This window comes from Flavobacterium oncorhynchi, assembly GCF_002217355.1.
Lineage (GTDB): Bacteria > Bacteroidota > Bacteroidia > Flavobacteriales > Flavobacteriaceae > Flavobacterium > Flavobacterium oncorhynchi.
Window position 1 is genome coordinate 20,914 of record NZ_MUHA01000015.1, and the last position, 22,185, is coordinate 43,098.

A 22,185-nucleotide genomic window follows, 5' to 3' on the forward strand; every position below is an offset into this window, starting at 1 on the left:
TTATTTATGGAAATGACAATGACAAAAAGTGAAGAGCAAGTAAGGAAATCAAAATCAGCTAAGTTGATTTTGTTGTTCGCAATGGTTAGTATGACCATGATGTTTGCTGGACTTACAAGTGCATTTGTGGTGAGTAAGTCAAGAGCTGACTGGTTGAAGAATTTTGAATTGCCAACAGCGTTTTATTATAGTACAGCAGTTATCATTGGGTGCAGTGTTACTTTTTATTTGGCTAAAAAAGCCATTCAAAAAGGAAATAGAAGCGCTACAACTGCTTTTTTATTAGGAACATTAGCCTTAGGGATCTTGTTTGTTGTGCTGCAGTTTGCTGGTTTTGGACAAATTGTACAAAGCGGGTATTATTTTACTGGAGAAGGTAGCTCAATTACTACAACTTTCTTGTATGTAGTAACCGTTACGCACTTATTGCACTTGGCTGGAGGGTTAATTTCACTTTTAATTATAATTTATAATCATTTTAAACAAAAATACAATTCGACTCAAACTCTTGGAATAGAACTAGGTGCGATGTATTGGCACTTTTTGGATTTATTATGGTTATATTTATTTTTATTTTTATATTTCTTTAAATAAGAAAAAAACGTAAATTTGGGAACTTTTTAACGAATATCTTTTATGGGAGCGACAGTTACTACTGCAAACAACGACGAAAAAACTTGGGGAGGCGGTCATGAGATTCAGCCACTAGGAGCAAGTTATGGTAAAATGATGATGTGGTTTTTTATCGTATCAGATGCCTTGACTTTTTCTGGATTTTTAGGAGCCTATGGTTTTTCTAGATTTAAATTTATTGAAACTTGGCCATTGGCTGATGATGTGTTTACACACTTTCCTTTTATGCATGGTGTTTCGGCTCCTATGTATTATGTAGCCTTAATGACTTTTATTTTGATTTTTTCATCTGTAACAATGGTTTTGGCTGTTGATGCAGGGCATCAATTAAAGAAAACAAAAGTTGCAATTTACATGTTCTTAACAATTATTGGAGGTTTAATCTTCGTAGGCTCACAAGCTTGGGAGTGGAAAAACTTCATTAAAGGTGAGTACGGTGCAGTTGAAACAGTAGGTGGTAGTTTGTTACAATTTGTTGACAAAGACGGTAAAAGAGTTGCTCTTGCTGATTTTGCTGTAAAATTACCAGAACAAAGAGAAGCTTTGACAAGAAATAAAACAACTTGGTTCATGGAAGATGCTCATGCATTGCCATCTTACACAGTTGCCGAAGTTCAAGCAGGATTTAAAGCACATCCTGAATTATTGATCAGAACAGAAAAGCTTACTGAGAAAAAGAAGAAAACTGTTCTTGATAGAGCAGAATCTGAAGCTCATTTAGCAACTGCAAAATATGTAGTAGAAGGTGCAAACTTGATTAGAAATGAATACGGAAACAAATTGTTTGCTGATTTCTTCTTCTTTATTACAGGTTTCCACGGATTCCACGTATTTTCTGGAGTAATTATTAATATCATTATTTTCTTTAATGTATTATTAGGAACTTACGAGAAAAGAAAAAGCTACGAAATGGTAGAGAAAGTTGGTTTATACTGGCACTTTGTAGATTTAGTTTGGGTATTTGTATTTACAGTTTTCTACTTAGTTTAATTTTAGATTTTAATTATTATGTCACACGAGCACGTATCAAATACAAAAAGAATCTGGTTTGTTTTCGCTTTACTATCAGTAGTAACTACAGTAGAAGTTATTTTAGGTATTCTTAAACCAGAATCATTAGAACTTACTCATTTTGTTGGTTTGAATTTATTAAACTGGATATTTTATATCTTAACTATTTTCAAAGCATATTATATAGTATGGGCATTTATGCACATGGAAGGTGAAAAAAGCAACCTTAGATGGTCTGTTGTATCACCTGTTATATTCCTAGTTTTATATTTATTGTTTATTCTATTGACAGAAGGACATTATATTTATGGGGTTTTTAAAGATTCTACTATTAAATGGAATTTTTAACATGATATTAATTCGAAAAGAAGCTCCGTTTTGCGGAGCTTTTTTTATTTTTGTACCTCAATAACTTCTGTTAATACAATGAAAAAAAATATAGTTCTTTTTGTACTTTTTGTTTTGCCAATTGTAGCCTATTTGTTTTTTGCTTCAGGCGTAAATAGTTTTACAACACTTCCGGTAATTACACCAAAGATTGCTGATTTTGGAGATTGGAAATCTTTAGATGGCAAAAAAGTTTCTCTCGATAAAAAAATTACGGTTTTAGGATTTTCGGGTTCTGATATTTTAAGTAACAGAGGAAATTATTTTAATCTCAACGAAAAAATATATAAACGTTATTATGGTTTTGAAGATCTTCAATTCGTAGTAGTCTGTCCAGAAGGTACAGAAGAAGAAGCTCAAAAAGTACTTGATGCACTTAAGCCTTTTACAGATGTTAAAGGATGGAATTTTATTTTTGCTCCACCTGCTGAAATAGAAACTTTTTACAATCAATTGCATTTAAAAGGAAAACTAGATAAAAATCTTGGAACTCCAAATGTTTATATCATAGATAAAGAAAGAAACTTAAGAGGTCGTAAAGGCGGAGACAAAGATAAAAAGGATGAGTACAAAGAAGGGTATAATACTTTTCATCCTTCAGAATTGAGTAATGAAATGCTTGATGATTTTAAAATTATTTTGTACGAGTACCGTGCAGCATTAAAAAAGAATCATAACGCTACTAAACAACTTTAAACGTATATATAATGTTCAAAAACAAATCATACATAGGGATTTCATTTATTATTCTAATTTTTGGAATTTATGCAGTACCTAAAATAGTAGATAGAATAAAGAATGGTGAAGTTGTAAAAGGAAACCGTTTGGATAATGTAGGTTTGAAAAATTCAAAAGCAGATGGAAAATTAATAACTATAGGTCCAGCTCCAAAATTCGAATTGACAAATCAAGATAACGTTAAAGTATCTAACGCTGATTACAAAGGGAAAGTTTATGTATTAGAATTTTTCTTTACTACTTGCCCTTCAATCTGTCCAAAAATGAATTTAAGTATGTTGGAGATTGAGAAAACGTTTTTTGGTAATCCAAAATTCGGAATTGTTTCTATTACGATTGATCCAGCTCATGATACACCACAAGTATTAAAAGATCATGCAAAGCTATTGGGAGTGAAATCGTCAACTTGGAATTTTCTAACTGGAGATAAAACTACAATAATGGATTTATCTAATAAAGGATTTAATCTTTATGCGGGAGAAAATGAAAAAGTAAGTGGTGGTTTTGAGCACTCAGGTTTATTTGCTTTAATAGATAAAGACGGAAACATTCGCTGCAGAAAAGATGAGTATGGTAACCCAAGTATTTATTATGACGGTTTAGATAAAAAAGGAGTTAGAGAAATTCAACAAGATATTAAAATATTATTAGAAGAATAAAAATGGAAGATCAGTCTTTAGAAAAAAAGTTTAGCAAATTTATTATTGCCGTTTCGATTGTGATACCTGTGGTTGTTGCAATTTTATTCGGAATTAAACTAAAAGATTTTGGAATAAACGTAGAGCCGCTTTCTTTTTTACCTCCTATATACGCTACCACAAATGGTATTACAGCAATTGTTTTAGTTTGGGCAGTTATTGCGGTTAAAAATGGAAAACGAAAGCTGCACGAAAGATTAATGACTCTAGCAATTGGTTTATCAGTAGCTTTTTTAGTGATGTATGTCGCTTATCATATGACAGCAGATTCTACTAAGTTTGGAGGTGAAGGTATAGTGCGTTATGTGTACTTCTTTATTTTATTAACCCATATTTTGTTGTCAATTGCGATAATTCCATTAGTGTTAATCACGTATGTAAGAGCACTCGCAAAACGATTTGACAAACACAAAAAAATAGCTAAAATTACTTTTCCGCTTTGGTTGTATGTTGCGGTTACAGGTGTTGTAGTTTATTTAATGATTTCTCCGTATTATGCAAATTAAAAACAAAAATAAGTTTCAAGTTTCAAGTTTCAGAATGCAGAGAATATCTTTTGTAGTCTTGTTATTCTTTGTTGGAGTTGTTGCAAATGCACAATGTGCAATGTGTAGAGCAGCACTTGGCGGCGATTCAAATGTAAAAAAAGCGGAAGCAGTAAATGATGGAATCGTTTATTTAATGGTTATTCCGTATTTACTTGTTGGTATAATTGGATATCTTATTTATAGGATGTACCAATCTAAAAAGAAAAAGGCAGAATAATTATTCTGCCTTTTTTTATTTCAATCCGTTAACCGATACATTTACCGTTCCTTTAATTTTTATAAAAGCAATGATCGCTTGATTCGTCAGCTGTATTTTATCAAACTGAATATCTTCCATTTTTCCATTAACAAAAACTCCTGGCATAGGCGAGTAATTTTTAAGATAAGCAGCCATGTTTTTTTTGCCTTCTTCTAAATTTGGCTGTATAGAATAACGACAGCTTTGTTCCATTTTTCGAATTACATATCCTTGTGCGAGCCAGCTTGCAGTTCTCATTAGCTTACTTTTAGTGTCTAGAACGTAATCAAGTTTGTCGAAATAGATTTCTTTAGTCTGTGGATTGTATTGTGGAAATCCGTTTAAATAAAGCGTTCCGTTTATAGAACCTAAAACATCTAGAGCAATAACCATTTTTCCATCTTTATGCCAAATAGTAACATTTTTAACCGTTATTTTTTTGCTTCCAGAACCAAACTCTTGTCCGGCAAAATTCTTAGTCATAATTTTTGAAGCATCTACATAGCTCGAAATTGCAGCAATATTTGCTGAAATCTGATTCGGAATTTTTGTAACGGGCTTTAAAACAATTTTATTAGCATTGAATTTAGATTCAGGTTGTTTGCCTACAATAGTTTCCATATTGCATTTCATACCCATATCCATTAAAAAGGAATCATTTTTAAGTTTTGCATTAGTCGAGTAAATTTCAACAGGAACAATTCTGAGCCAGCTTTCATAAGTATCACTCATTTGAAATGGTGTACAGATTTTTTCTAAAGCAGATAAAACATTAGGTTTAAAATCCATAGACTTTTCAATTGCGTCATCTATTTTGCGTTCCAATTTAGATTTGAAAATGGAGATAGCGGGATTTATTAAATAAGTAATAGGCATATTTTTTCCAAAAACACTCATTGTAGGACTTTCGTTCCAGTCAAGTGATTTGAATTCCGTTTTGGTGTTTAATTTCCAATTTGTCAAAGCAGCTTCGCTGGATAAAGTAATTACTCCGTTTAAATTAAATTCGCGTATATCGTAAAGATCAACTCCTAGTTTCTTGGTTCCTATTCTGTATTTTATATTGGCTTTTAACGGCAGGATTGTTTTTATTTTTTTATCCGGATTGGCTGGGTCATTTTGAATTTTTATAGGAGCCTGTTTCCAAATTTTCATTTGAATGTCGTCATCTTCGATATCATTATCCTCATAAATTAATCCCGTTAATAAAGCATTTGTCTGGCTTTCAATATCAGTGAGTTTTACTGTTATTGGCAGGTTTATGAAAGACGGGTTTGCATCATAAACTAAGGGACTTGCGTCATCTGGCTCCGGTTTTAGCGTGTCTAGTTTTTGAGTTGTTGAACAGCTGGCAATTACTGTAAATACTGTAAATAGTGATAACCTTAAAAGAAATTTCATTTGTATTAAATTTTTAAAGTGCAACAAAATTAAGAAAACAATTAAATTATCTTAAAAAAGTGTAACAATTGGTTAAGATCGCCGTCTTATTTAGATATGGAAACGAAATTATTAACGTTTTGTTATCATAAATTACTTATAAAAAATATTATTATTGTTTAAAAATTTAACAATACCATGATCGAGATCAAAGATTTACACAAATCCTATAAAATGGGAAGTTCGGAGTTACATGTGTTAAAAGGAATAAATTTTAATATAGCCGAAGGAGAATTAGTTGCGATTATGGGATCGTCTGGATCTGGTAAATCTACGCTTCTTAATATTTTGGGAATTTTAGATGAGGCAGATTCAGGAAGTTATATTTTAGACAAAACCCCAATTAAGAAGTTGAATGAAACTTTAGCGTCAAAATATCGAAATAAGTTTTTGGGTTTTGTATTTCAATCCTTTAATTTGATAAACTACAAATCAGCTCTTGATAATGTTGCAATGCCTTTATACTACCAAGGAATAAAAAGAAAAGAGCGTTATGATATTGCTTTAAAGTATCTTGAAAAAGTAGGTTTGGGTTCGCATTCACATCATTTGCCTAATGAACTTTCAGGGGGACAAAAACAACGTGTTGCCATTGCAAGAGCATTAGCATCAAATCCTAAAGTTTTATTGGCTGATGAACCAACAGGTGCATTGGATACTAAGACTTCATACGAAGTCATGGAACTTATTCAAGGAATTAACGACGAAGGAAAGACTATTTTGATCGTTACGCACGAACCAGATATTGCCGCAATGTGCAAAAGAAATGTTGTCCTGAAAGACGGATTAATTATCGATGATAAATTAGTAGAACAAGTTAGAGCTTCATCTTATGTTTAATATTGAGCGTTGGCAAGAAATATTTGAGGCAATTTCTAAGAATCGACTGCGAACCTTCTTAACAGGCGTTTCCGTTGCTTCGGGAATTTTTATTTTGGTGATTTTGCTAGGAGCTGGTAAAGGTCTTCAAAATGGTATTGAAAAACAATTTGAACGTGATGCTGCTGGTCTTATCGAGGTTTGGTCTGGTACAACAACAAAGGAGTACAAAGGACTTAACCCAGGAAGACGAATTCAGTATCGAAATAGTGATTTTAATCAAGCTGTTCAAAAGTTTGAAGATAAACTAGATTTGAGAGCTTCAACACAGAATTATTGGGGAGCACCTTTTGCATACGGAAAGGAATCAGGGAATTATCAGTATAGAGGAGTTGATCCAGATTATGGTGATGTTGAAAACCTTACGATAGTTCAGGGACGATATGTAAATGCTAAAGATTTGCAGAATAATGAAAAAGTCGCTGTTATCGGAATGAAATTAAAAACTGATTTGTTTAAAGACAAAGAAGCTCTTGGGAAAGAAATTTCAATTAATAAAATTAATTTTAAAGTAGTTGGAATTTTTAGTGATCCGGGAGGAGAAAGAGAAGAAACGAGAGCATATCTGCCTTTGAGTACTGTACAAAGAACTTTTGGGGCCGGAGATAAAATCAGTAATTTGTTTTTTACTTTAAAAAAGACAAATGATTATGATGAAGCTTTGGCGCAATCTGAAAAGTTTACTCAGGATCTTAAAGATTTATTGAAGAGTAAAAATATAGTTGCTCCAGATGATGATGGTGGAGTAGGAGTTTACAATTCGGTTAAAGACGCAAAGCAGTTTTATGATTTAAATTTATACATTAGATTGTTTTTTTGGTGGGTTGGTATCTGTACTATTATTGCCGGTGTTGTTGGGGTTAGTAATATTATGCTGATTATTGTAAAAGAAAGAACAAAAGAAATTGGAATTAGAAAAGCTTTAGGAGCATCTCCGTTTTCCATTATTTCGATGATTCTTCATGAGTCAATATTTATTACCACAATTGCTGGTTTTGTAGGTTTACTTGCGAGTTTGTTATTGTTGGAATTTGTTGGACCGATGGTACAGAGTGAATATTTTCAGAATCCTGAGGTAGATTTCAGTGTGGCATTAACAACACTTGCTCTGCTTGTATTTGCGGGAGCGCTTGCTGGATTTTTTCCAGCGTACAGAGCAGCTAAAATTAAACCTATTGTAGCACTTAGAGACGAATAATTATGTTTAAAAAAGATAATTGGGACGAGATTTTACAGGCCTTAACGGCAAATCCTTTCAGAACAATTCTGACGGCTTTTGGTGTTTTTTGGGGAATTTTTATTCTGGTAATTCTACTTGCGGCAGGTAACGGCTTGGAAAATGGAATTAAAAAAGGATTTGACGGAATTGCTACTAATACCATGTTTATGTGGAGTCAGACTACTTCAAAAGCCTATAAAGGACTTCCGAAGATACGTCGTTACGATTTTAGAAATAGTGACGTTGCAGCCTTAAAAGCGGCATTACCAGACTTATTATATGTTTCGCCAAGGAATCAGTTAGGAGATTTTAACGGGACAAATAACGTGGTTCGTGGTACAAAAACATCTGCATTTACGGTGTACGGAGATTATCCAGAGCTGATAAAACAGCAGCCGATGGATATTATAAAAGGTAGATTTGTAAATCAGCAGGATATTCAAGAAAGAAGAAAAGTTGCGGTAATTGGTAAGGGAGTTATCAGTGAGCTTTATGGTAAGGAAGAGGAATGCATTGGAACCTATGTGAAAATTAACGGCATAAACTTTATGGTTGTTGGTGTTTACAATTCTAAACAGCAAGGAGGAAATGCAGAGCAGGAGCAAAAGAATATCTTTATTCCTTTTACCACTTTTCAGCAGGCTTTTAATTTTGGAGACAAAGTGGGCTGGATGGCTATTACTGCAAAAGATGAAACTTCGATTACGTCATTAAAACCAAAAATTCTAGAATTAATTAAAGCGCTTCATTCTGTAAATCCAACTGATGACAGAGCAGTGGGGAATTTTGATTTGTATGAGCAATTTAATAAAGTACAAAGTTTGTTTAATATTTTGAAAATCATTGCCTATTTTGTTGGAACGCTGGTTCTGATTTCTGGGGTTATCGGAATTTCAAATATTATGCTTATTGTGGTTAAAGAACGAACCAAAGAAATTGGAATTAGAAGAGCACTGGGTGCAACACCTGCCGCTATTCGTGGACAAATTTTAGCTGAATCTATATTTTTAACTATTATTTCAGGTATGTTAGGAATTGCCGTTGCAACTGGAATTATTGCGATTTTAAATATGGTTTTAGATTCGATGCCTCCGGGCAGTAATACTATGTTTGCTAATCCAAGTGTAGATTTAGGAGTTGTATTTGTTGCCTTACTTATACTAGTAGGGTCAGGTTTGCTGGCAGGTTTTATTCCTGCACAAACTGCCATTAATGTTAAGCCGGTAGATGCTTTACGAACAGAATAAAATTATCAATCAAAAATAATCGATTAAACCAAAAACAAAATGAAAAAAGGATTTACTGTAACCATTTTAATTTTAATTGCCGTAGTTTTTTTTGGCGCACTTTACTATTTGTACGCAAAGAATCAAGAGCCGCCTATAGTATTTAAAACTGAGAAAGCAGAAATTAAAACAATTGTAAAAAATACAATTGCGACTGGGAATATTCAACCTGATGAAGAAGTCTTAATCAAACCAAACATTTCAGGTATTATTGAAGAAGTTTATATCAAAGCAGGAGAAAAAATCAAGGCAGGCGACATGATTGCAAAAATCAGAGTAGTTGCCAATGTATCTAATGTAAGCAGTACTCAAAATCAAGTGCAAACCGCAAAAATTGCTTTAGATAATCAAGAGAAAATTTATCAAAGACAAAAAACACTTTTTGATAAAGATGTAATTTCTGCTAATGATTTTGATGCAGCACAATTGGCTTATAAACAAGCGAAGCAAAATTATTTAGCTGCAAAGCAAAGCTTAGATATTGTTAAAACAGGAACAACAACATCATTAGGAAACTATGCAAATACCTTAATTCGTTCAACTGTAAACGGAATGGTTTTAGCGGTTCCTGTAAAAGTAGGAAATCAGGTTATTGAAAGTAATAACTTTAACGAAGGTACTACTATTGCCAGCGTTGCCGATGTTGGAAGAATGATTTTTATTGGAAAAATTGATGAATCTGAAGTAGGTAAAATTAAAGAGAAAATGCCTATCGAAATTACAGTTGGAGCAATCGAAAACAAAAAATTTGAAGCCGTACTTACTGATATAGCGCCAAAAGGAGTAACAGAAAATGGAGCAATTCAGTTTGAAATTAAAGCCAAATTAGAAAATAATGACGGTACTTTTATCCGAGCTGGTTTAAGTGCAAATGCCTCTATTATTCTTGAAAAAGCTGATAAAGTAATGGCTATAAAAGAGTCATTGGTTCAGTTTGACAAGAAAACACAAAAACCATATGTTGAAGTCGAAACCGCTCCTAAGAAATTCGAAAGAAGAGATTTAGTTTTAGGAGTAAGCGATGGAATTTATGTTCAGGTCAAAAGCGGTATTAAAAACACTGATAATATTAAAATCTGGAACCAAGGTTTAATCAACGAAGGCGAGAAAAAATAGATTGAAATTGTAAGAAGTTTTTTGGTTTTAAAAAATGTTAAATTTGTACAGCTTGACCGCTGTACTTTCACTCAAAATATATGAAAATAAATAAATATAATAGTCTTGTTTTCGCCATGTTGTTCGGTTTAGGATTATCAGGGCAAGCTCAAACAAAACAATGGACGCTAGAGGAATGTGTACGATATGCATTAGATAATAACATAACTATAAAGCAGACAGAACTAGATGTTAAGACAGCTGATATTGATAAAAAAGGAGCATTTGGCAACTATTTACCATCAGTAAGCGGAAATGCTTCGCATTCTTGGAATATTGGTTTGAATCAGGATGTTACAACAGGACTTTTGCGTAATCAAACTACGCAATATTCTTCTGTAGGACTTAATGCTGGTGTTGATATTTACAAAGGTCTGCAAAATCAAAATGCATATCGAAAAGCTAAATTATCGATTGTAGCTTCAAAATATCAATTGTTAAAAATGCAGGAAGATATTTCGCTGAATGTGGCAAATGCTTTTCTTCAAATTTTATCGAATAAAGAAGATTTGAAAATAAAAAAAGAGCAGCTTATTATTGATGAAAAACGTTTAAAACGTTCTGAAGAAATGGTAAATGCAGGAACAATTCCGCGTGGCGATTTATACGATTTAAAAGCGACAGTTGCTACCGATCAGCAAAATATTACTGTTTCAGAAAATAATTTATTGATTTCAAAACTGAGTTTAGCGCAGCTTTTACAGCTTAAAGAATTTACAGATTTTGATGTTGTTGATGACACGAATGCAAAAGATGAAAATAACATCATGGCGCAAAATCCTATTGATATTTACAATAAAGCAAAAGAGACTAGAACAGAGTTAAAATTGGCTCAGACTAATCTTGAAATTGCTGAGAAAAATGTAGCAATCGCAAAAGGAGCTTATCAGCCGACACTTACAGGTTTTTATGGTTTTAATACGAGAGCAAGTTACAGCGATCAGATTAAGCTAGATGCAAATGATAAACCTTATACAGTTGGACCTGATCCTATTTTTGATCAGTTTAGTAAGAATAAAGGGCATAACTTTGGTTTTCAATTGAATGTTCCTATATTTAATGGTTTTGCTACTAGAAATAATGTTGAAAGAAACAAAGTAACTTTGGAGAAATCTAAAATAGATTTAGAGCAAAAAAGTTTAGATTTGCAACGTAACGTTTATACTGCTTTTACAGATGCAAAAGGAGCTTTAAATACTTATGAGTCAACAGTAGTAACGTTAGAAGCGAGACAACAGGCTTATAATTACGCTAAAGAAAAGTATGATGTTGGTTTAATGAATTCATTCGATTTTACACAAGCACAAACTTTGTTGACAAATGCACAGTCAAATGTTATTAGATCGAAATACGATTATATGTTTAAGATTAAAATAATCGAATTCTATTTCGGAATTCCAATTGTTCCAATTATTTCAAAATAATTTATTATGTCAAAAAAAACAATTTACTTCTTACTCGGCGGAGCTGTAGTACTTATCTTCGCATTAGTTGGTCTTTCCAAAGCAGGAGTAATAGGAAGTAAAGATGAAGGAAAAGAAGTTGAAATTTCTAAAGTAGCATCATCAACAATTGTTGAAACAGTTTCTGCAACTGGTAAAATTCAGCCTGAAATAGAAGTAAAATTATCATCAATGGTTTCAGGTGAAATTATTGCTTTAAATGTAAAAGAAGGTCAAGTTGTAAAAAAAGGCGATTTATTAGTTAAGATAAATCCTGATTTATACACCTCTGGTTTAGAGCGTTCGGTTGCCAATTTATCTGGAACAAAAGCAGGTTTAACACAATCTGAGGCAAGTTTTAAAGAAGCCAAAGCAAGTTACGAACGTAATAAAACGTTGTACGATAAAGGTGTAATTTCAAAATCAGATTGGGACAAAGCTATTTCAACCTACGAAGTTGCAAAAGCGACAAAGCAAAATGCTTATTATAATGTTCAAAGTGCATCAGCATCGGTAACAGAAGCACGTGATAACTTAGGACGTACAACAATTTACGCTCCTGCAGACGGAACAATTTCAGTTTTAAATGTTGAGTTAGGAGAACGTGTTTTAGGAACACAACAAATGGCTGGTACAGAGCTTTTGAGAGTGGCAAACCTAAACAATATGGAAGTTGAAGTTGATGTAAACGAAAATGATATTGTAAAAGTAAAAATTGGAGACGAAGCTAATGTTGAAGTAGATGCTTACTTAAAAAAGAAATTTAAAGGTATTGTAACCAGTATTTCAAACTCGGCAAGTACGACTTTGACGTCAGATCAAGTAACAAATTTTAAAGTTAAAGTTCGTATTTTAAAAGAATCTTACCAAGATTTATTAGAAGGAAAACCTAGTACATATTCTCCTTTTAGACCTGGAATGACTGCTACAGTTGATATTATTACTACAACTAAAACTAATGTTTTAGCAGTGCCAATTAGTTCTGTAGTTGTAAAATCAGATACTACTGCCGTAAAAGACTTTAAAGTTGAAGATCCAAATGAAGACAAAAAAACAGCTCCAAAAAGCGATAAAAAGTTTGAGTGTGTTTTTGTAAAAGTAGGAGATAAAGCAAAAATCAGAATCATTAAAACTGGAATTCAGGATGATACCAATATCGAAGTAATGTCTGGTTTAAAAGCAGGGGATGTTGTAATTACAGGTCCTTACACAACAGTCTCTAAAGATTTAAATTCTGGAGATAAAGTGAAGCTTAAAAAAGCGGATGCTCCAAAGAAGTAAAACATTTATGAGATGATGATTGCACTGCACGGTGGTTTTTCTGAGGAAATGCTTTATGGATTAGGAGGGGGATTTATTGTTGCAGTTTTGTTTCTTATAATTATACACTTTAGAATCTATCAGAGTGCATACTATAATGAAGAATATGTGTATTTTTCATCTTTTAAAAAAATTGCTCTTTATTTGGGGTTTATCACTATTAATCTTATTGTAGCATACTTTTTGTTTTTTGTCTTTATGCTTTTAATTGGCGGAATTTCAAGCTATTTTATTAGAAAATTTTAATAACATTATAAAATTATACACATTGTCTTTTATTCTCAATATCGAAACAGCAACCAAAAATTGTTCAGTATCCATTGCAAAAAATGGGGAGACTATTTTATGTAAAGAGATCGCTGAAGAAGGATACTCACACGCTGAAAAACTGCACGTTTTCATTGAAGAGGTTATTGCTGAATCTGGAGTTTCAGTTCAAGATTTAAAAGCAGTTGCAGTAAGTCAAGGGCCAGGATCTTATACCGGTTTGAGAATTGGAGTTTCAGCAGCAAAAGGATTGTGTTTTGCATTAAATATTCCGCTAATTGCGGTTGATACTTTGCAAACTTTAGCTTCACAGGTTTCTATTTCTGAAGGGAAAATTATTCCAATGCTTGATGCCAGAAGAATGGAAGTCTACAGTGCTGTTTTTAATGCCAAAGTTGAAATAGAAAGACCAATTCAAGCAGAGATTATAAACGAAGATTCTTTTGCTGACTATACTGATACTATTTATTTTGTTGGAGATTGTGCTGATAAATGCAAAGCTGTTTTAACAAAAGAAAATTTTATCTTTTTAGAAGAAATTAAATATCCGTCAGCTAGAGAAATGAGTAAAATCAGTTATGATAAATATCAAAAAAGCGACACTGTAGATGTCGCTTATTTTGAACCGTATTATCTAAAAGATTTTATGATGACACTGCCATCAAAAAAATAACACTTATTTTATTTTTGAATTGTGTATGGCTGGATAGAAATTCCTGCTTCATCTAGAGCTGTTTTGCAATTCTCTAATGTTTCAGAAAAAACAGTACCATAATTAGCATTTTTTGCCCACGGGCGCACTGCAAAATCAATAGAGCTGGCAGACAGATTTTTTACAAAAACTTCTGGTGCCGGCGCTTTAAGTACATTTGGATTTTTGTTTAAAACATCTAAAAGAATATCTTTTGCCTTTTTAATATCAGAATCATACGAAATTGAAAATGTCAAATCGGCTCTTCTTTCTCCCTGCATTGAGTAGTTGATAATTGTTCCGTTTGATAGCGCCCCATTTGGAACAAAAACCGTTTGGTTATTTCCTGTAAGCATTTTGGTAACAAAAATCTGAATTTCTAAAACAGTTGCAATAACCCCTTGAGCTTCGATAGTATCGCCTACTTTAAAAGGTTTGAAAACAATAATCAGCATACCTCCTGCAAAATTAGAAAGAGATCCTTGCAATGATAAACCAACAGCAAGTCCCATTGCTCCTAAAATAGCTACAAATGAAGAAGTTTCAATTCCTAGTTTTGAAATAAAAGTTACAAATAATAAAATTCTAAGTGCCCACAACAAAATGTCAGCAAGAAATTTAGTTAAAGTAGGATCAAGATTTCTCTTAACCATTATTTTTCGAATAACTCTATTAATTAATCGGATTGCATATAAACCTACAAATAAGATTAAAAAGGCTGAGATTAGCTTTGGCGAATAATCGATTAGAATGTCAATAAATTTTGCTGCGTAATTACTCAGTTGTTCTGGACTCATGTTCATCTTTTTTTTGAATAAAAAAACCTTCTCTCAGAGAAGGTGTATTAGTGGTGCAAATATAAAAATATTTCTTTTTATAGAAAAGCGATGCATTCTTAATCTTTGTCCGTTTTGTCAGAAATTTTGTCTATTTCTGCGGCACTGGCTTCGCTTGCATCGGCAACGGTTTCTGATGCAATTGTTTTAGTATTGTTGGTAAATTCGTTCGTTTTTTCTTTTACAGATTCAACAACATTGTCTAATGCGTCAGATGCTTTATCAGCATATTCGCTTACAATGTCTTTTGCCTGATTCGCATAATCAGAGGCATTTGCGATTATAGGTTCAGAAGCTTCTTTGACTTTCGAAATAGTTTCATCGGCAAAGGTTTCTGCCTTATCGATATAAGGAGCAGCGGCTTCTTTAGCTTGCTCAAAAGTACTTTCGGCTTGGTCAGCCAGATCAACCACAGTTTCTTTGGCGGTGCCAAATAAATTTTTAAAGAATGAATTTAATCCCATAATTTTCTAATTGATTGGTTTATAATACAATATTAACGAATTTTTCGTGAAATAGTAATCTGATTACCTAATAATTTGTTGAAAAACAATGAGATATAAAAAAAGCGTCCGAGATTATCGAACGCTTTCTTTATTTAAAGCAAAACTATTGTTATGCGTTTACTGCTTCAACTTTAATAGCTTCATCATTAAGCATGCTTTTCAGCATGTTTTCGATACCACTTTTTAAAGTAAAAGTAGATGATGGGCATCCGCTGCAAGCTCCTTGCAAAATTACTTTTACCGTTTTATCATCTTCATTATAAGAATCAAAAGCGATATTTCCGCCATCTGCAGCAACTGCAGGTTTTACGTATTCTTCAAGAATATTAATAATCTGCTGAGATGTAACATCTAGTTTGTCAAATGCTTCATCTTTTGTAACGTCATTTTTAGTGGCTGTTTGAACTAAACTTTCATCTAAAACAGTTCCTCCATTCTCAATAAATTGTTTAATAAAAGTTCTTAATTCCAAAGTGATTTCTGCCCAGTCGTTGATTTCATATTTAGTAACTGAAATATAGTTTTCATCAATAAAAACTTCTTTTACATAAGGAAACTTAAATAACTCTTGTGCTAACGGAGACGAAGCTGTTTGATCGATGTTTTTATACTCAATTGCATTTCTAGTCAGCATTCTGCTTACCACAAATTTTAAAGCTGCTGGGTTTGGAGTTGTTTCTCCGTAAACCGTAATAGGCTGTTTTTTTGTCTTAGTTTCATCGATTGTTATAATAACACCGCCTTTGTCTACAAATGCTGCAATTTGTTCTGCAACAGCATCTTTTACATCATCCCATTCAACAATACTGTATCTTTCGATAGCAATAAAATTTCCTGAGATATAAACCGTTTTTACAAATGGTAAATAAAATAATTGCTGTGCTAAAGGAGAAGCTTGTGCTTCGTCGATATTTTTGAACTCAAAGTTTTGATTTTGAGTAATAAAATCTTCAAATTCGAACTTTAATATAGTAGGATTTTGTGTTTCTTTTATAGTGATTTTTGTCATGGTAGTAATTTTTTGCAAATTTACTAAAGTTATTTTCTACTAATACCTATATTTGATTTTTTAATAAAATAATTATGACTCTTTTGAAGAAATTCGTACTTAATTATTAAGAGTATAAAATATTTGTAAACTCATCGGTTATTATGATGTTAAGAATCAGGTTTTTATTTGTTTTTTTAATCACTACTTTTTTTTCTTATTCTCAAGAAGGAATTCCGGTTTATTCAGATTATTTATCAGATAATTATTACTTGATTCATCCGTCGATGGCTGGAGCTGCAAATTGCGCAAAAATTAGATTGACAGCTAGAAAACAATGGTTTGGTCAGGAAGATGCGCCTTCGCTTCAAACTTTAAGTTTTAATGGCAGAGTAGGTGAGCGATCAGGAGCTGGTATTATTGTTTTTAATGATAAAAATGGGTATCATTCTCAAAAAGGCGTGAAAGTTACATATGCACATCATCTTATGTTTTCAAGAGATGAAATCGACTTAAATCAGCTTTCATTTGGTATCAGCGGCGGATTGATTCAGAGCCAGTTAGATGAAACTAAATTTGGAGGAACTTTTGATCCTATTGTTTTTGGTTCAATTCAAAAAGACTCTTATTTTAATGTAGACATAGGTGCTTCGTATAATTTTCTTGATTTTTATGCACACGCGACAATTCAGGGCCTGCTTGAAACACGACGAGAGTTATATACAGATTATGAAAGTAATAATTTAAGAAAGTTTCTATTAAGTGCTGGATATGTATTTGGTAAAAGAGACAAGATTACTTGGGAGCCTTCAATTTTGTTTCAATTGTTTGATCAAACGAAAGAAAAGTCAATCGATTTAAACATGAAAGCTTACAAAAATATGGATTTTGGAAGTTTATGGGCAGCTTTGTCTTATCGAAGAAGTTTCGATGGTACGCAATTTACTTCAGGAGGAGGTGTTTCATCTCAAAAACTGCAATATTTCACTCCTATTATTGGAGTAAACTATAAGAATTTTATGTTTGCTTATACCTATTCTCAAGTTATGGGTGATGTAAAATTTGATACTGGAGGATATCATCAAATAACTTTAGGAATTAATTTATTTTGTAAAAAGGAGCGTTACGATTGTAATTGTCCGGCAATTAATTAAAAAAATATCATGCTTATTAAATCTGTAAATGGGAAATCGCCTTTGATTCCAGAAGATTGCTATGTTGCTGAAAATGCTACAATTGTTGGAGATGTTACATTTGGTGACTCTTGCAGTGTTTGGTTTAACGCCGTTATTAGAGGAGATGTTCATTTCATAAAAATTGGAAATAAAGTAAACATTCAAGATGGTGCAATAATTCACTGCACTTATCAAAAACATCCAACAATTATTGGAAATAATGTTTCGATTGGACATAATGCGATTGTTCACGGTTGCACTATACAGGATAATGTATTAATAGGAATGGGAGCTATTGTGATGGATAACTGCATTGTAGAAAGTAACTCGATTGTTGCCGCTGGAGCGGTTTTAACGCAGAATACAGTTGTTCCTTCGGGAACTATTTTTGCAGGTGTTCCTGCGAAGAAAGTAAAAGATATTAACCAGTCTGACTTTGCAGGTGAAATCGAACGTATTTCAAACAATTATGTGATGTATTCGGGATGGTTTAAAAATGAAGAACAAAAATAACAGAAAATAAATTCCAATACTAAAAATTCCAAATTCCAATGAAACGTGATTTACTGGAATTTGGAATTTTTAGTATTGGAATTTTATAAATTAAAGATTGATTTTTTCAAAGAAAGCATTCTTGTAGCTTTCACTTATAGGAATCCGTTTATCGCTAATCAAAACTTTATTTTTTTGTATCGATTTCACATGTTTTATATTAATGATATAAGATCTGTGAATTCTAGAGAACCCTTTGCTTGAAAGTAAATTTTCAAGTTTTATTAAGCTGATTAATGTTAGTGTATATTTATTATCGGTTGTATAGATTTTTACATAATCCTTTAAACCTTCGATGAATAAGATATCAGCAAAATTCATTTTAACATTTTCGTATTCAGCTCTTACAAACATAAAATCCTGTTCGAGCTCTGGAGCAAGTGTATTTTCAGCAATTGAAGAAACAGCCGCCGTAGGATTAACAATTTGCTGTGCGCGTACTACCGATTTTAGAAAACGATGAAAGGGAATTGGTTTTACTAAATAATCGACAGCACCAAGATTAAACCCTTCGACAGCATAATCAGAATAGGCAGTTGTAAAAATTACAAGTGGTTTTTTCTCGATCGTATTTAAAAAATCTATCCCTGAAAAATGCGGCATTTGAATGTCTAAAAAAATCAAATCAACATTATTTTGATTGATAAATGAAACGGCATCAATAGCATTATTAAAAGTACTGATCAATTCAAGTGAATCGACTTTTTGTACAAAATCTTCCAGTAATTCAACAGCTAATGGTTCGTCATCTATAATTACACATTTCATCTGCAGGAGTTTAAATTTATTCGGTTTGGAGCTCAAAAGTAGTTTTAAACCAGTGAATTAAGTTTTAAAATTATCATAAAATACTGGTTTGATTTTAATTACCCATTTACAGTAATTGTTTTGGTCAAAGTATAACCATCAGTCAAATTACCTGTTAAAACTGCCAGTTCGCTGGCAAGACTGTCTGCAAAAACATTATCTCTAGTATTAGAAGTATCAGCTTGTCCGTGAGCAGCATAATTAGTACTTGAGTAAACAGTACTCGAAGTGCTTTCTGGGAAAGCAATTTGAGTAACTAATAATGAAGATCCGCTGCTTGACAAAACTTCAACATGTACATGAGGAGCTCTGCCTTGGTACCATCCTGGATAGATAGAAATAAATGAAACTTCTCCTTTAGCATTTGTTGTTTGTCTTCCTCTTAAAAAATGAACAGAAGTATAATCTGTCTGCTGCATTTGAGTTCCGCCGTATTCAGAATAATTGCCGTCTTTGTCGCAATGCCATACATCAACTAAAACATTCGATAGAGGCAGGCAGTTATTGTTTTTATTTTCAATAATTAAATTGATTAATAGGGCAACTCCAACTCGGTCCGATTTTATATTTTCTAAAACTAATTGACTTGGTGTTTTGATAGGAAAAGGACCTTTAGTTTCAGATGGTGAAACTGTGCAGCTTCCGTTACCAGATAAGTCTGTGCCAGAATCATCATTATCACTTTTAGAGCACGATTCTAATATTTTTGAAGCACCAGCCAAAGCTGTGATGCCCAAAAGACCATTTCGGATGAATTTTTTTCTGTCCATAATTTCAAGGTTTAATTTACAGTAGTTTTAATTTCATCTAATTTTAGATTTAAATGCACGCGGTAAAATTGGCTGTCTTGGTTTATAGTTAGTTCATGAGCATTTGGGTAAAGTAAATCCAGTCTGTTTTGGATATTTACTAGTCCAATACCTGAATTTTCAGGGTCTTTTATATAGTTTTCAATTGTATTTTCAATCCAAAAATCAAGGTTGTTTTCTGAAATGAAAATTTTAATTTTGATATGTGCTGCACCTTTATAATCTGTTCCGTACTTAAAGGCATTCTCAACAAATGATATCAGCAGTAAAGGTTCAATAAACTTATTTTTAGTGTCGCCATGAACATTAATTACAATATCTTCAATGTTGTTAAGTCTTAGTTTTTGCAGTTCAATATAATTCTGAATATAATTTATTTCCTTTTCTAAAGCTACCGTTTTATTATCTGTTTCGTACAGCATATAACGCATTAACTCAGATAATGTGACGATGGCATCAGGGACCAAATCAGATTTTTTATGTGCTAGAGAATAAATACTGTTTAGAGAATTGAATAAAAAATGCGGATTGGTTTGTTTGCGCAAATAAGTCAATTCCGTATTTGTTCGATGCGTTTCGGCAATTAGTTTGTTTTGTTCGTTGCTGTAAAACTCTGTCAGGGTTCTAATAATTGCACTTATGGTAAGAATTAAAATATAGAAAAAGGAAGGGCCGATTTTAAAGAAAAGCGGACGTTTCATTTCGATTTTTAAGTTGTCGGTTTTTCGTAAAAGTACAGTTTCATTTGGCATGAAATGTGGGCGGGCAATATTTGAAGGAGGTAAATGTCTGAATTCAGGAATAAAATAATTAATTCTGATGATCATAAAAGCAGCAATAATTATAAATGCAAATAAAAAATACTGCCAGTACTTTTTTTGTAAAAGAAGGGACGGAACCATGTAATAATAGTTGAGGTAAAACAACATTATTCCTGATGCCCACTGAACATAAAAATCATTATTGATCCTAAACGGACTTTCATAAAACTGAATTAAAGAAGTCAGAATGAAGAAAACCCATATAATACAATGGAATAGAATTTTATTTGAGTTAGTATTTTTGATGGCTCCGATTTTCATTTATAATTTTATTTTTAATAAAATTAATTCATTTTTGTTTACTGTTGGTGATAAGTTTTGGCTGAGTTTTTCAATCACTAAATGAGCAGTTTTTAATGCATCATCTTCTGTCGAAAAACTTTTGTTGTCACTTATTACGGGTATAATCGATTGTTTAATAATGATTTTGTCTTTATACAAAATCGAGTATCCCCAGCCAGAAGTGGTTTGAAAAGTTTCTGTTCTATAGGCCTCTTTTTTTTCACAAGAAACCATTTGTAAAACAAGACACAAAAGCAATAAATTCTTCTGGATGTTACTCCAGAAGAATTGTTTAGTATTAATTATCATTGTCATTTTGTTCCTCCAAAGGTTTAAATTCCCAAGCATCATCAAAATAAGAAGAACCAATTCTTCCTAACATATAAAAACCGCGATTATTTATAGTAAAACCTACAGCATCAGTTCTTGTTGCGCCTTCAAGCGGAGTTCTTTCAACCCAAAGATCAGTAGTTGGGTTGTACTCCCAAATTGTTTTTATATTTTCGCCTCCAACTACGTATCCTAGTCCATTCATGCTAAAACTTGATGCATTGGCACGTACAATTGCATATTCGTCATTATACGAATAATCATCAGTGGTATTTTTATCAATATCTCTTTTTCTTGTCCAAGTATCAGTTGCAGGGTCAAATTCCCAAAAATCTCCCTGGTAAACACTATTATTAATTCCTGTAGCCAGATACGCTTTATCAGCAATTACAAATACAGTTGCATTGCGTCTTTTATTACCGCTAAAACCGTTTACAAGTGTCCAGCTGTTTGCTTGATCATCATATTGATAGAAATCTTTTAGATAGTTTCCATCATAACCAGTTCCAAAATAAGCTTTTCCTCCAGCCTGAAAACCTACAGCAGCATAACGAGCTGTTCCAGCAAAATCTGTTTTTTGAGTCCAGCTGTTGTTGGAAGGATCGTATTGATAAAAATCCTTCAGTTTATTAGTTCCGTCATAACCAAGTCCAATGTAACCTTTATTGTTTAATGCAAAGCTAGATGCAGAACTTCTTCCTACACCAATAAAGTCTGCTTTTTGCTCCCAATAGTCTCCATTTGAGTTGTAAGCCCATAAATCTTTCAAGTATACATCGCCGGTATAACCAGCAGCAACATAAGCATAATCACCAATTACAAAACTTGTGGCGCTAGACCTTGCCGGCCCATCAAAAGCTGATTTCTTTACCCAGTTTCCCATTAATTCATCATCCTCGTTGTCATTGCTGCAGCTTATAAAGAAGAGACTAGAAAGTAATGAAGCGAATAATATTCCTTTTTTAAAATTATTCATAGTGTATTAAAATTTATTTATTGGTTCAAAAGTAGGTTGGAGAAGGATTTAAAAAAAAGAAGATATATGTATTGCCCATTTTGATAGACTAAATCAGACTTTTTAAAGGCGAATGAGTTATTGATGTTACTTTATCTATTGTAGATGCTTT

At 32.6% G+C, this 22,185-nt stretch carries 26 protein-coding genes; 17 read left to right on the forward strand and 9 right to left on the reverse strand.

The features are described from left to right. Positions 1 to 6 precede the first annotated feature (6 nt). The 7 genes from B0A75_RS11580 to B0A75_RS11610 all read left to right on the forward strand — a co-directional run bounded on the left by B0A75_RS11580 (position 7) and on the right by B0A75_RS11610 (position 4,232). Positions 7 to 594, forward strand: a complete 588-nt coding sequence (locus tag B0A75_RS11580) for a cytochrome c oxidase subunit 3 (RefSeq protein ID WP_089054438.1) — start codon at positions 7 to 9, stop codon at positions 592 to 594. A gap of 42 nt (positions 595 to 636) precedes the next feature. Further along, positions 637 to 1,623 (forward strand): cytochrome c oxidase subunit 3, encoded by a 987-nt coding sequence (locus B0A75_RS11585; RefSeq protein WP_089054439.1) that lies wholly within the window; start codon positions 637 to 639, stop codon positions 1,621 to 1,623. An 18-nt stretch (positions 1,624 to 1,641) separates the two neighbouring features. Continuing rightward, positions 1,642 to 1,992 carry a cytochrome C oxidase subunit IV family protein gene (locus tag B0A75_RS11590; protein ID WP_089054440.1) on the forward strand — a complete coding sequence of 117 codons (351 nt, stop codon included), beginning with the start codon at positions 1,642 to 1,644 and terminating at the stop codon, positions 1,990 to 1,992. A gap of 78 nt (positions 1,993 to 2,070) precedes the next feature. After that, positions 2,071 to 2,727: a hypothetical protein gene (locus B0A75_RS11595; RefSeq protein WP_089054441.1), complete on the forward strand. Its 657-nt coding sequence runs from the start codon at positions 2,071 to 2,073 to the stop codon at positions 2,725 to 2,727. Positions 2,728 to 2,738: 11 nt separating this feature from the next. Next, positions 2,739 to 3,428, forward strand: coding sequence for an SCO family protein (locus B0A75_RS11600; RefSeq protein WP_089054442.1), 690 nt, complete (start codon positions 2,739 to 2,741; stop codon positions 3,426 to 3,428). 2 nt (positions 3,429 to 3,430) lie between these two features. Further along, positions 3,431 to 3,973 carry a DUF420 domain-containing protein gene (locus B0A75_RS11605; protein WP_089054443.1) on the forward strand — a complete coding sequence of 181 codons (543 nt, stop codon included), beginning with the start codon at positions 3,431 to 3,433 and terminating at the stop codon, positions 3,971 to 3,973. Between the two features lie 34 nt (positions 3,974 to 4,007). Continuing rightward, a complete protein-coding gene (locus tag B0A75_RS11610; RefSeq protein WP_244284389.1) occupies positions 4,008 to 4,232 on the forward strand; it encodes a hypothetical protein in 225 nt (74 codons plus the stop codon). A gap of 15 nt (positions 4,233 to 4,247) precedes the next feature. On the opposite strand, the gene B0A75_RS11615 is transcribed toward B0A75_RS11610, so the two are convergent. Further along, complete coding sequence (locus B0A75_RS11615; RefSeq protein WP_089054445.1) at positions 4,248 to 5,654, reverse strand: DUF4403 family protein; 1,407 nt, start codon at positions 5,652 to 5,654, stop codon at positions 4,248 to 4,250. Between the two features lie 177 nt (positions 5,655 to 5,831). Between B0A75_RS11615 and B0A75_RS11620 the strand changes: the two genes are divergently transcribed. The 8 genes from B0A75_RS11620 to tsaB all read left to right on the forward strand — a co-directional run bounded on the left by B0A75_RS11620 (position 5,832) and on the right by tsaB (position 13,934). Next, positions 5,832 to 6,533 (forward strand): ABC transporter ATP-binding protein, encoded by a 702-nt coding sequence (locus tag B0A75_RS11620; RefSeq protein WP_089054446.1) that lies wholly within the window; start codon positions 5,832 to 5,834, stop codon positions 6,531 to 6,533. Further along, positions 6,526 to 7,770, forward strand: coding sequence for an ABC transporter permease (locus B0A75_RS11625; protein WP_089054447.1), 1,245 nt, complete (start codon positions 6,526 to 6,528; stop codon positions 7,768 to 7,770). The genes B0A75_RS11620 and B0A75_RS11625 overlap by 8 nt, the downstream gene beginning before the upstream one ends. A gap of 2 nt (positions 7,771 to 7,772) precedes the next feature. Next, complete coding sequence (locus B0A75_RS11630) at positions 7,773 to 9,038, forward strand: ABC transporter permease (RefSeq protein ID WP_089054448.1); 1,266 nt, start codon at positions 7,773 to 7,775, stop codon at positions 9,036 to 9,038. A 39-nt stretch (positions 9,039 to 9,077) separates the two neighbouring features. Further along, positions 9,078 to 10,193, forward strand: a complete 1,116-nt coding sequence (locus tag B0A75_RS11635; RefSeq protein WP_089054449.1) for an efflux RND transporter periplasmic adaptor subunit — start codon at positions 9,078 to 9,080, stop codon at positions 10,191 to 10,193. Positions 10,194 to 10,273: 80 nt separating this feature from the next. Further along, a complete protein-coding gene (locus tag B0A75_RS11640) occupies positions 10,274 to 11,656 on the forward strand; it encodes a TolC family protein (protein WP_089054450.1) in 1,383 nt (460 codons plus the stop codon). A 6-nt stretch (positions 11,657 to 11,662) separates the two neighbouring features. After that, positions 11,663 to 12,955: an efflux RND transporter periplasmic adaptor subunit gene (locus B0A75_RS11645; RefSeq protein ID WP_089054451.1), complete on the forward strand. Its 1,293-nt coding sequence runs from the start codon at positions 11,663 to 11,665 to the stop codon at positions 12,953 to 12,955. 12 nt (positions 12,956 to 12,967) lie between these two features. Then, entirely contained in the window at positions 12,968 to 13,240 is a 273-nt protein-coding gene (locus B0A75_RS11650) for a hypothetical protein (protein WP_123872365.1), read from the forward strand. A gap of 22 nt (positions 13,241 to 13,262) precedes the next feature. Further along, positions 13,263 to 13,934, forward strand: a complete 672-nt coding sequence (tsaB, locus tag B0A75_RS11655; protein WP_089054501.1) for a tRNA (adenosine(37)-N6)-threonylcarbamoyltransferase complex dimerization subunit type 1 TsaB — start codon at positions 13,263 to 13,265, stop codon at positions 13,932 to 13,934. 8 nt (positions 13,935 to 13,942) lie between these two features. Here tsaB and B0A75_RS11660 read toward each other — a convergent pair whose 3' ends face one another. The 3 genes from B0A75_RS11660 to B0A75_RS11670 all read right to left on the reverse strand — a co-directional run bounded on the left by B0A75_RS11660 (position 13,943) and on the right by B0A75_RS11670 (position 16,303). Continuing rightward, positions 13,943 to 14,755, reverse strand: a complete 813-nt coding sequence (locus B0A75_RS11660; protein ID WP_089054453.1) for a mechanosensitive ion channel family protein — start codon at positions 14,753 to 14,755, stop codon at positions 13,943 to 13,945. A 92-nt stretch (positions 14,756 to 14,847) separates the two neighbouring features. After that, entirely contained in the window at positions 14,848 to 15,252 is a 405-nt protein-coding gene (locus B0A75_RS11665) for a hypothetical protein (RefSeq protein ID WP_089054454.1), read from the reverse strand. Positions 15,253 to 15,403: 151 nt separating this feature from the next. Then, the gene (locus B0A75_RS11670) at positions 15,404 to 16,303 is read right to left on the reverse strand and encodes a NifU family protein (protein ID WP_089054455.1); all 900 of its coding nucleotides are present in this window, start codon (positions 16,301 to 16,303) and stop codon (positions 15,404 to 15,406) included. 143 nt (positions 16,304 to 16,446) lie between these two features. Between B0A75_RS11670 and B0A75_RS11675 the strand changes: the two genes are divergently transcribed. Further along, entirely contained in the window at positions 16,447 to 17,436 is a 990-nt protein-coding gene (locus B0A75_RS11675; RefSeq protein WP_089054456.1) for a PorP/SprF family type IX secretion system membrane protein, read from the forward strand. Positions 17,437 to 17,445: 9 nt separating this feature from the next. Next, a complete protein-coding gene (locus B0A75_RS11680; RefSeq protein ID WP_089054457.1) occupies positions 17,446 to 17,970 on the forward strand; it encodes a gamma carbonic anhydrase family protein in 525 nt (174 codons plus the stop codon). A 90-nt stretch (positions 17,971 to 18,060) separates the two neighbouring features. On the opposite strand, the gene B0A75_RS11685 is transcribed toward B0A75_RS11680, so the two are convergent. The 5 genes from B0A75_RS11685 to B0A75_RS11705 all read right to left on the reverse strand — a co-directional run bounded on the left by B0A75_RS11685 (position 18,061) and on the right by B0A75_RS11705 (position 22,034). Further along, positions 18,061 to 18,777 (reverse strand): LytR/AlgR family response regulator transcription factor, encoded by a 717-nt coding sequence (locus tag B0A75_RS11685; protein WP_089054458.1) that lies wholly within the window; start codon positions 18,775 to 18,777, stop codon positions 18,061 to 18,063. Positions 18,778 to 18,875: 98 nt separating this feature from the next. Then, the gene (locus tag B0A75_RS11690; RefSeq protein ID WP_089054459.1) at positions 18,876 to 19,586 is read right to left on the reverse strand and encodes a dioxygenase family protein; all 711 of its coding nucleotides are present in this window, start codon (positions 19,584 to 19,586) and stop codon (positions 18,876 to 18,878) included. A gap of 11 nt (positions 19,587 to 19,597) precedes the next feature. Continuing rightward, positions 19,598 to 20,707: a sensor histidine kinase gene (locus B0A75_RS11695; RefSeq protein WP_089054460.1), complete on the reverse strand. Its 1,110-nt coding sequence runs from the start codon at positions 20,705 to 20,707 to the stop codon at positions 19,598 to 19,600. After that, positions 20,708 to 21,037: a DUF4907 domain-containing protein gene (locus B0A75_RS11700; protein ID WP_089054502.1), complete on the reverse strand. Its 330-nt coding sequence runs from the start codon at positions 21,035 to 21,037 to the stop codon at positions 20,708 to 20,710. After that, positions 21,027 to 22,034: a Kelch repeat-containing protein gene (locus tag B0A75_RS11705; RefSeq protein WP_089054461.1), complete on the reverse strand. Its 1,008-nt coding sequence runs from the start codon at positions 22,032 to 22,034 to the stop codon at positions 21,027 to 21,029. Before B0A75_RS11705 ends, B0A75_RS11700 begins: the two co-directional genes overlap by 11 nt. Positions 22,035 to 22,185: the final 151 nt, after the last annotated feature.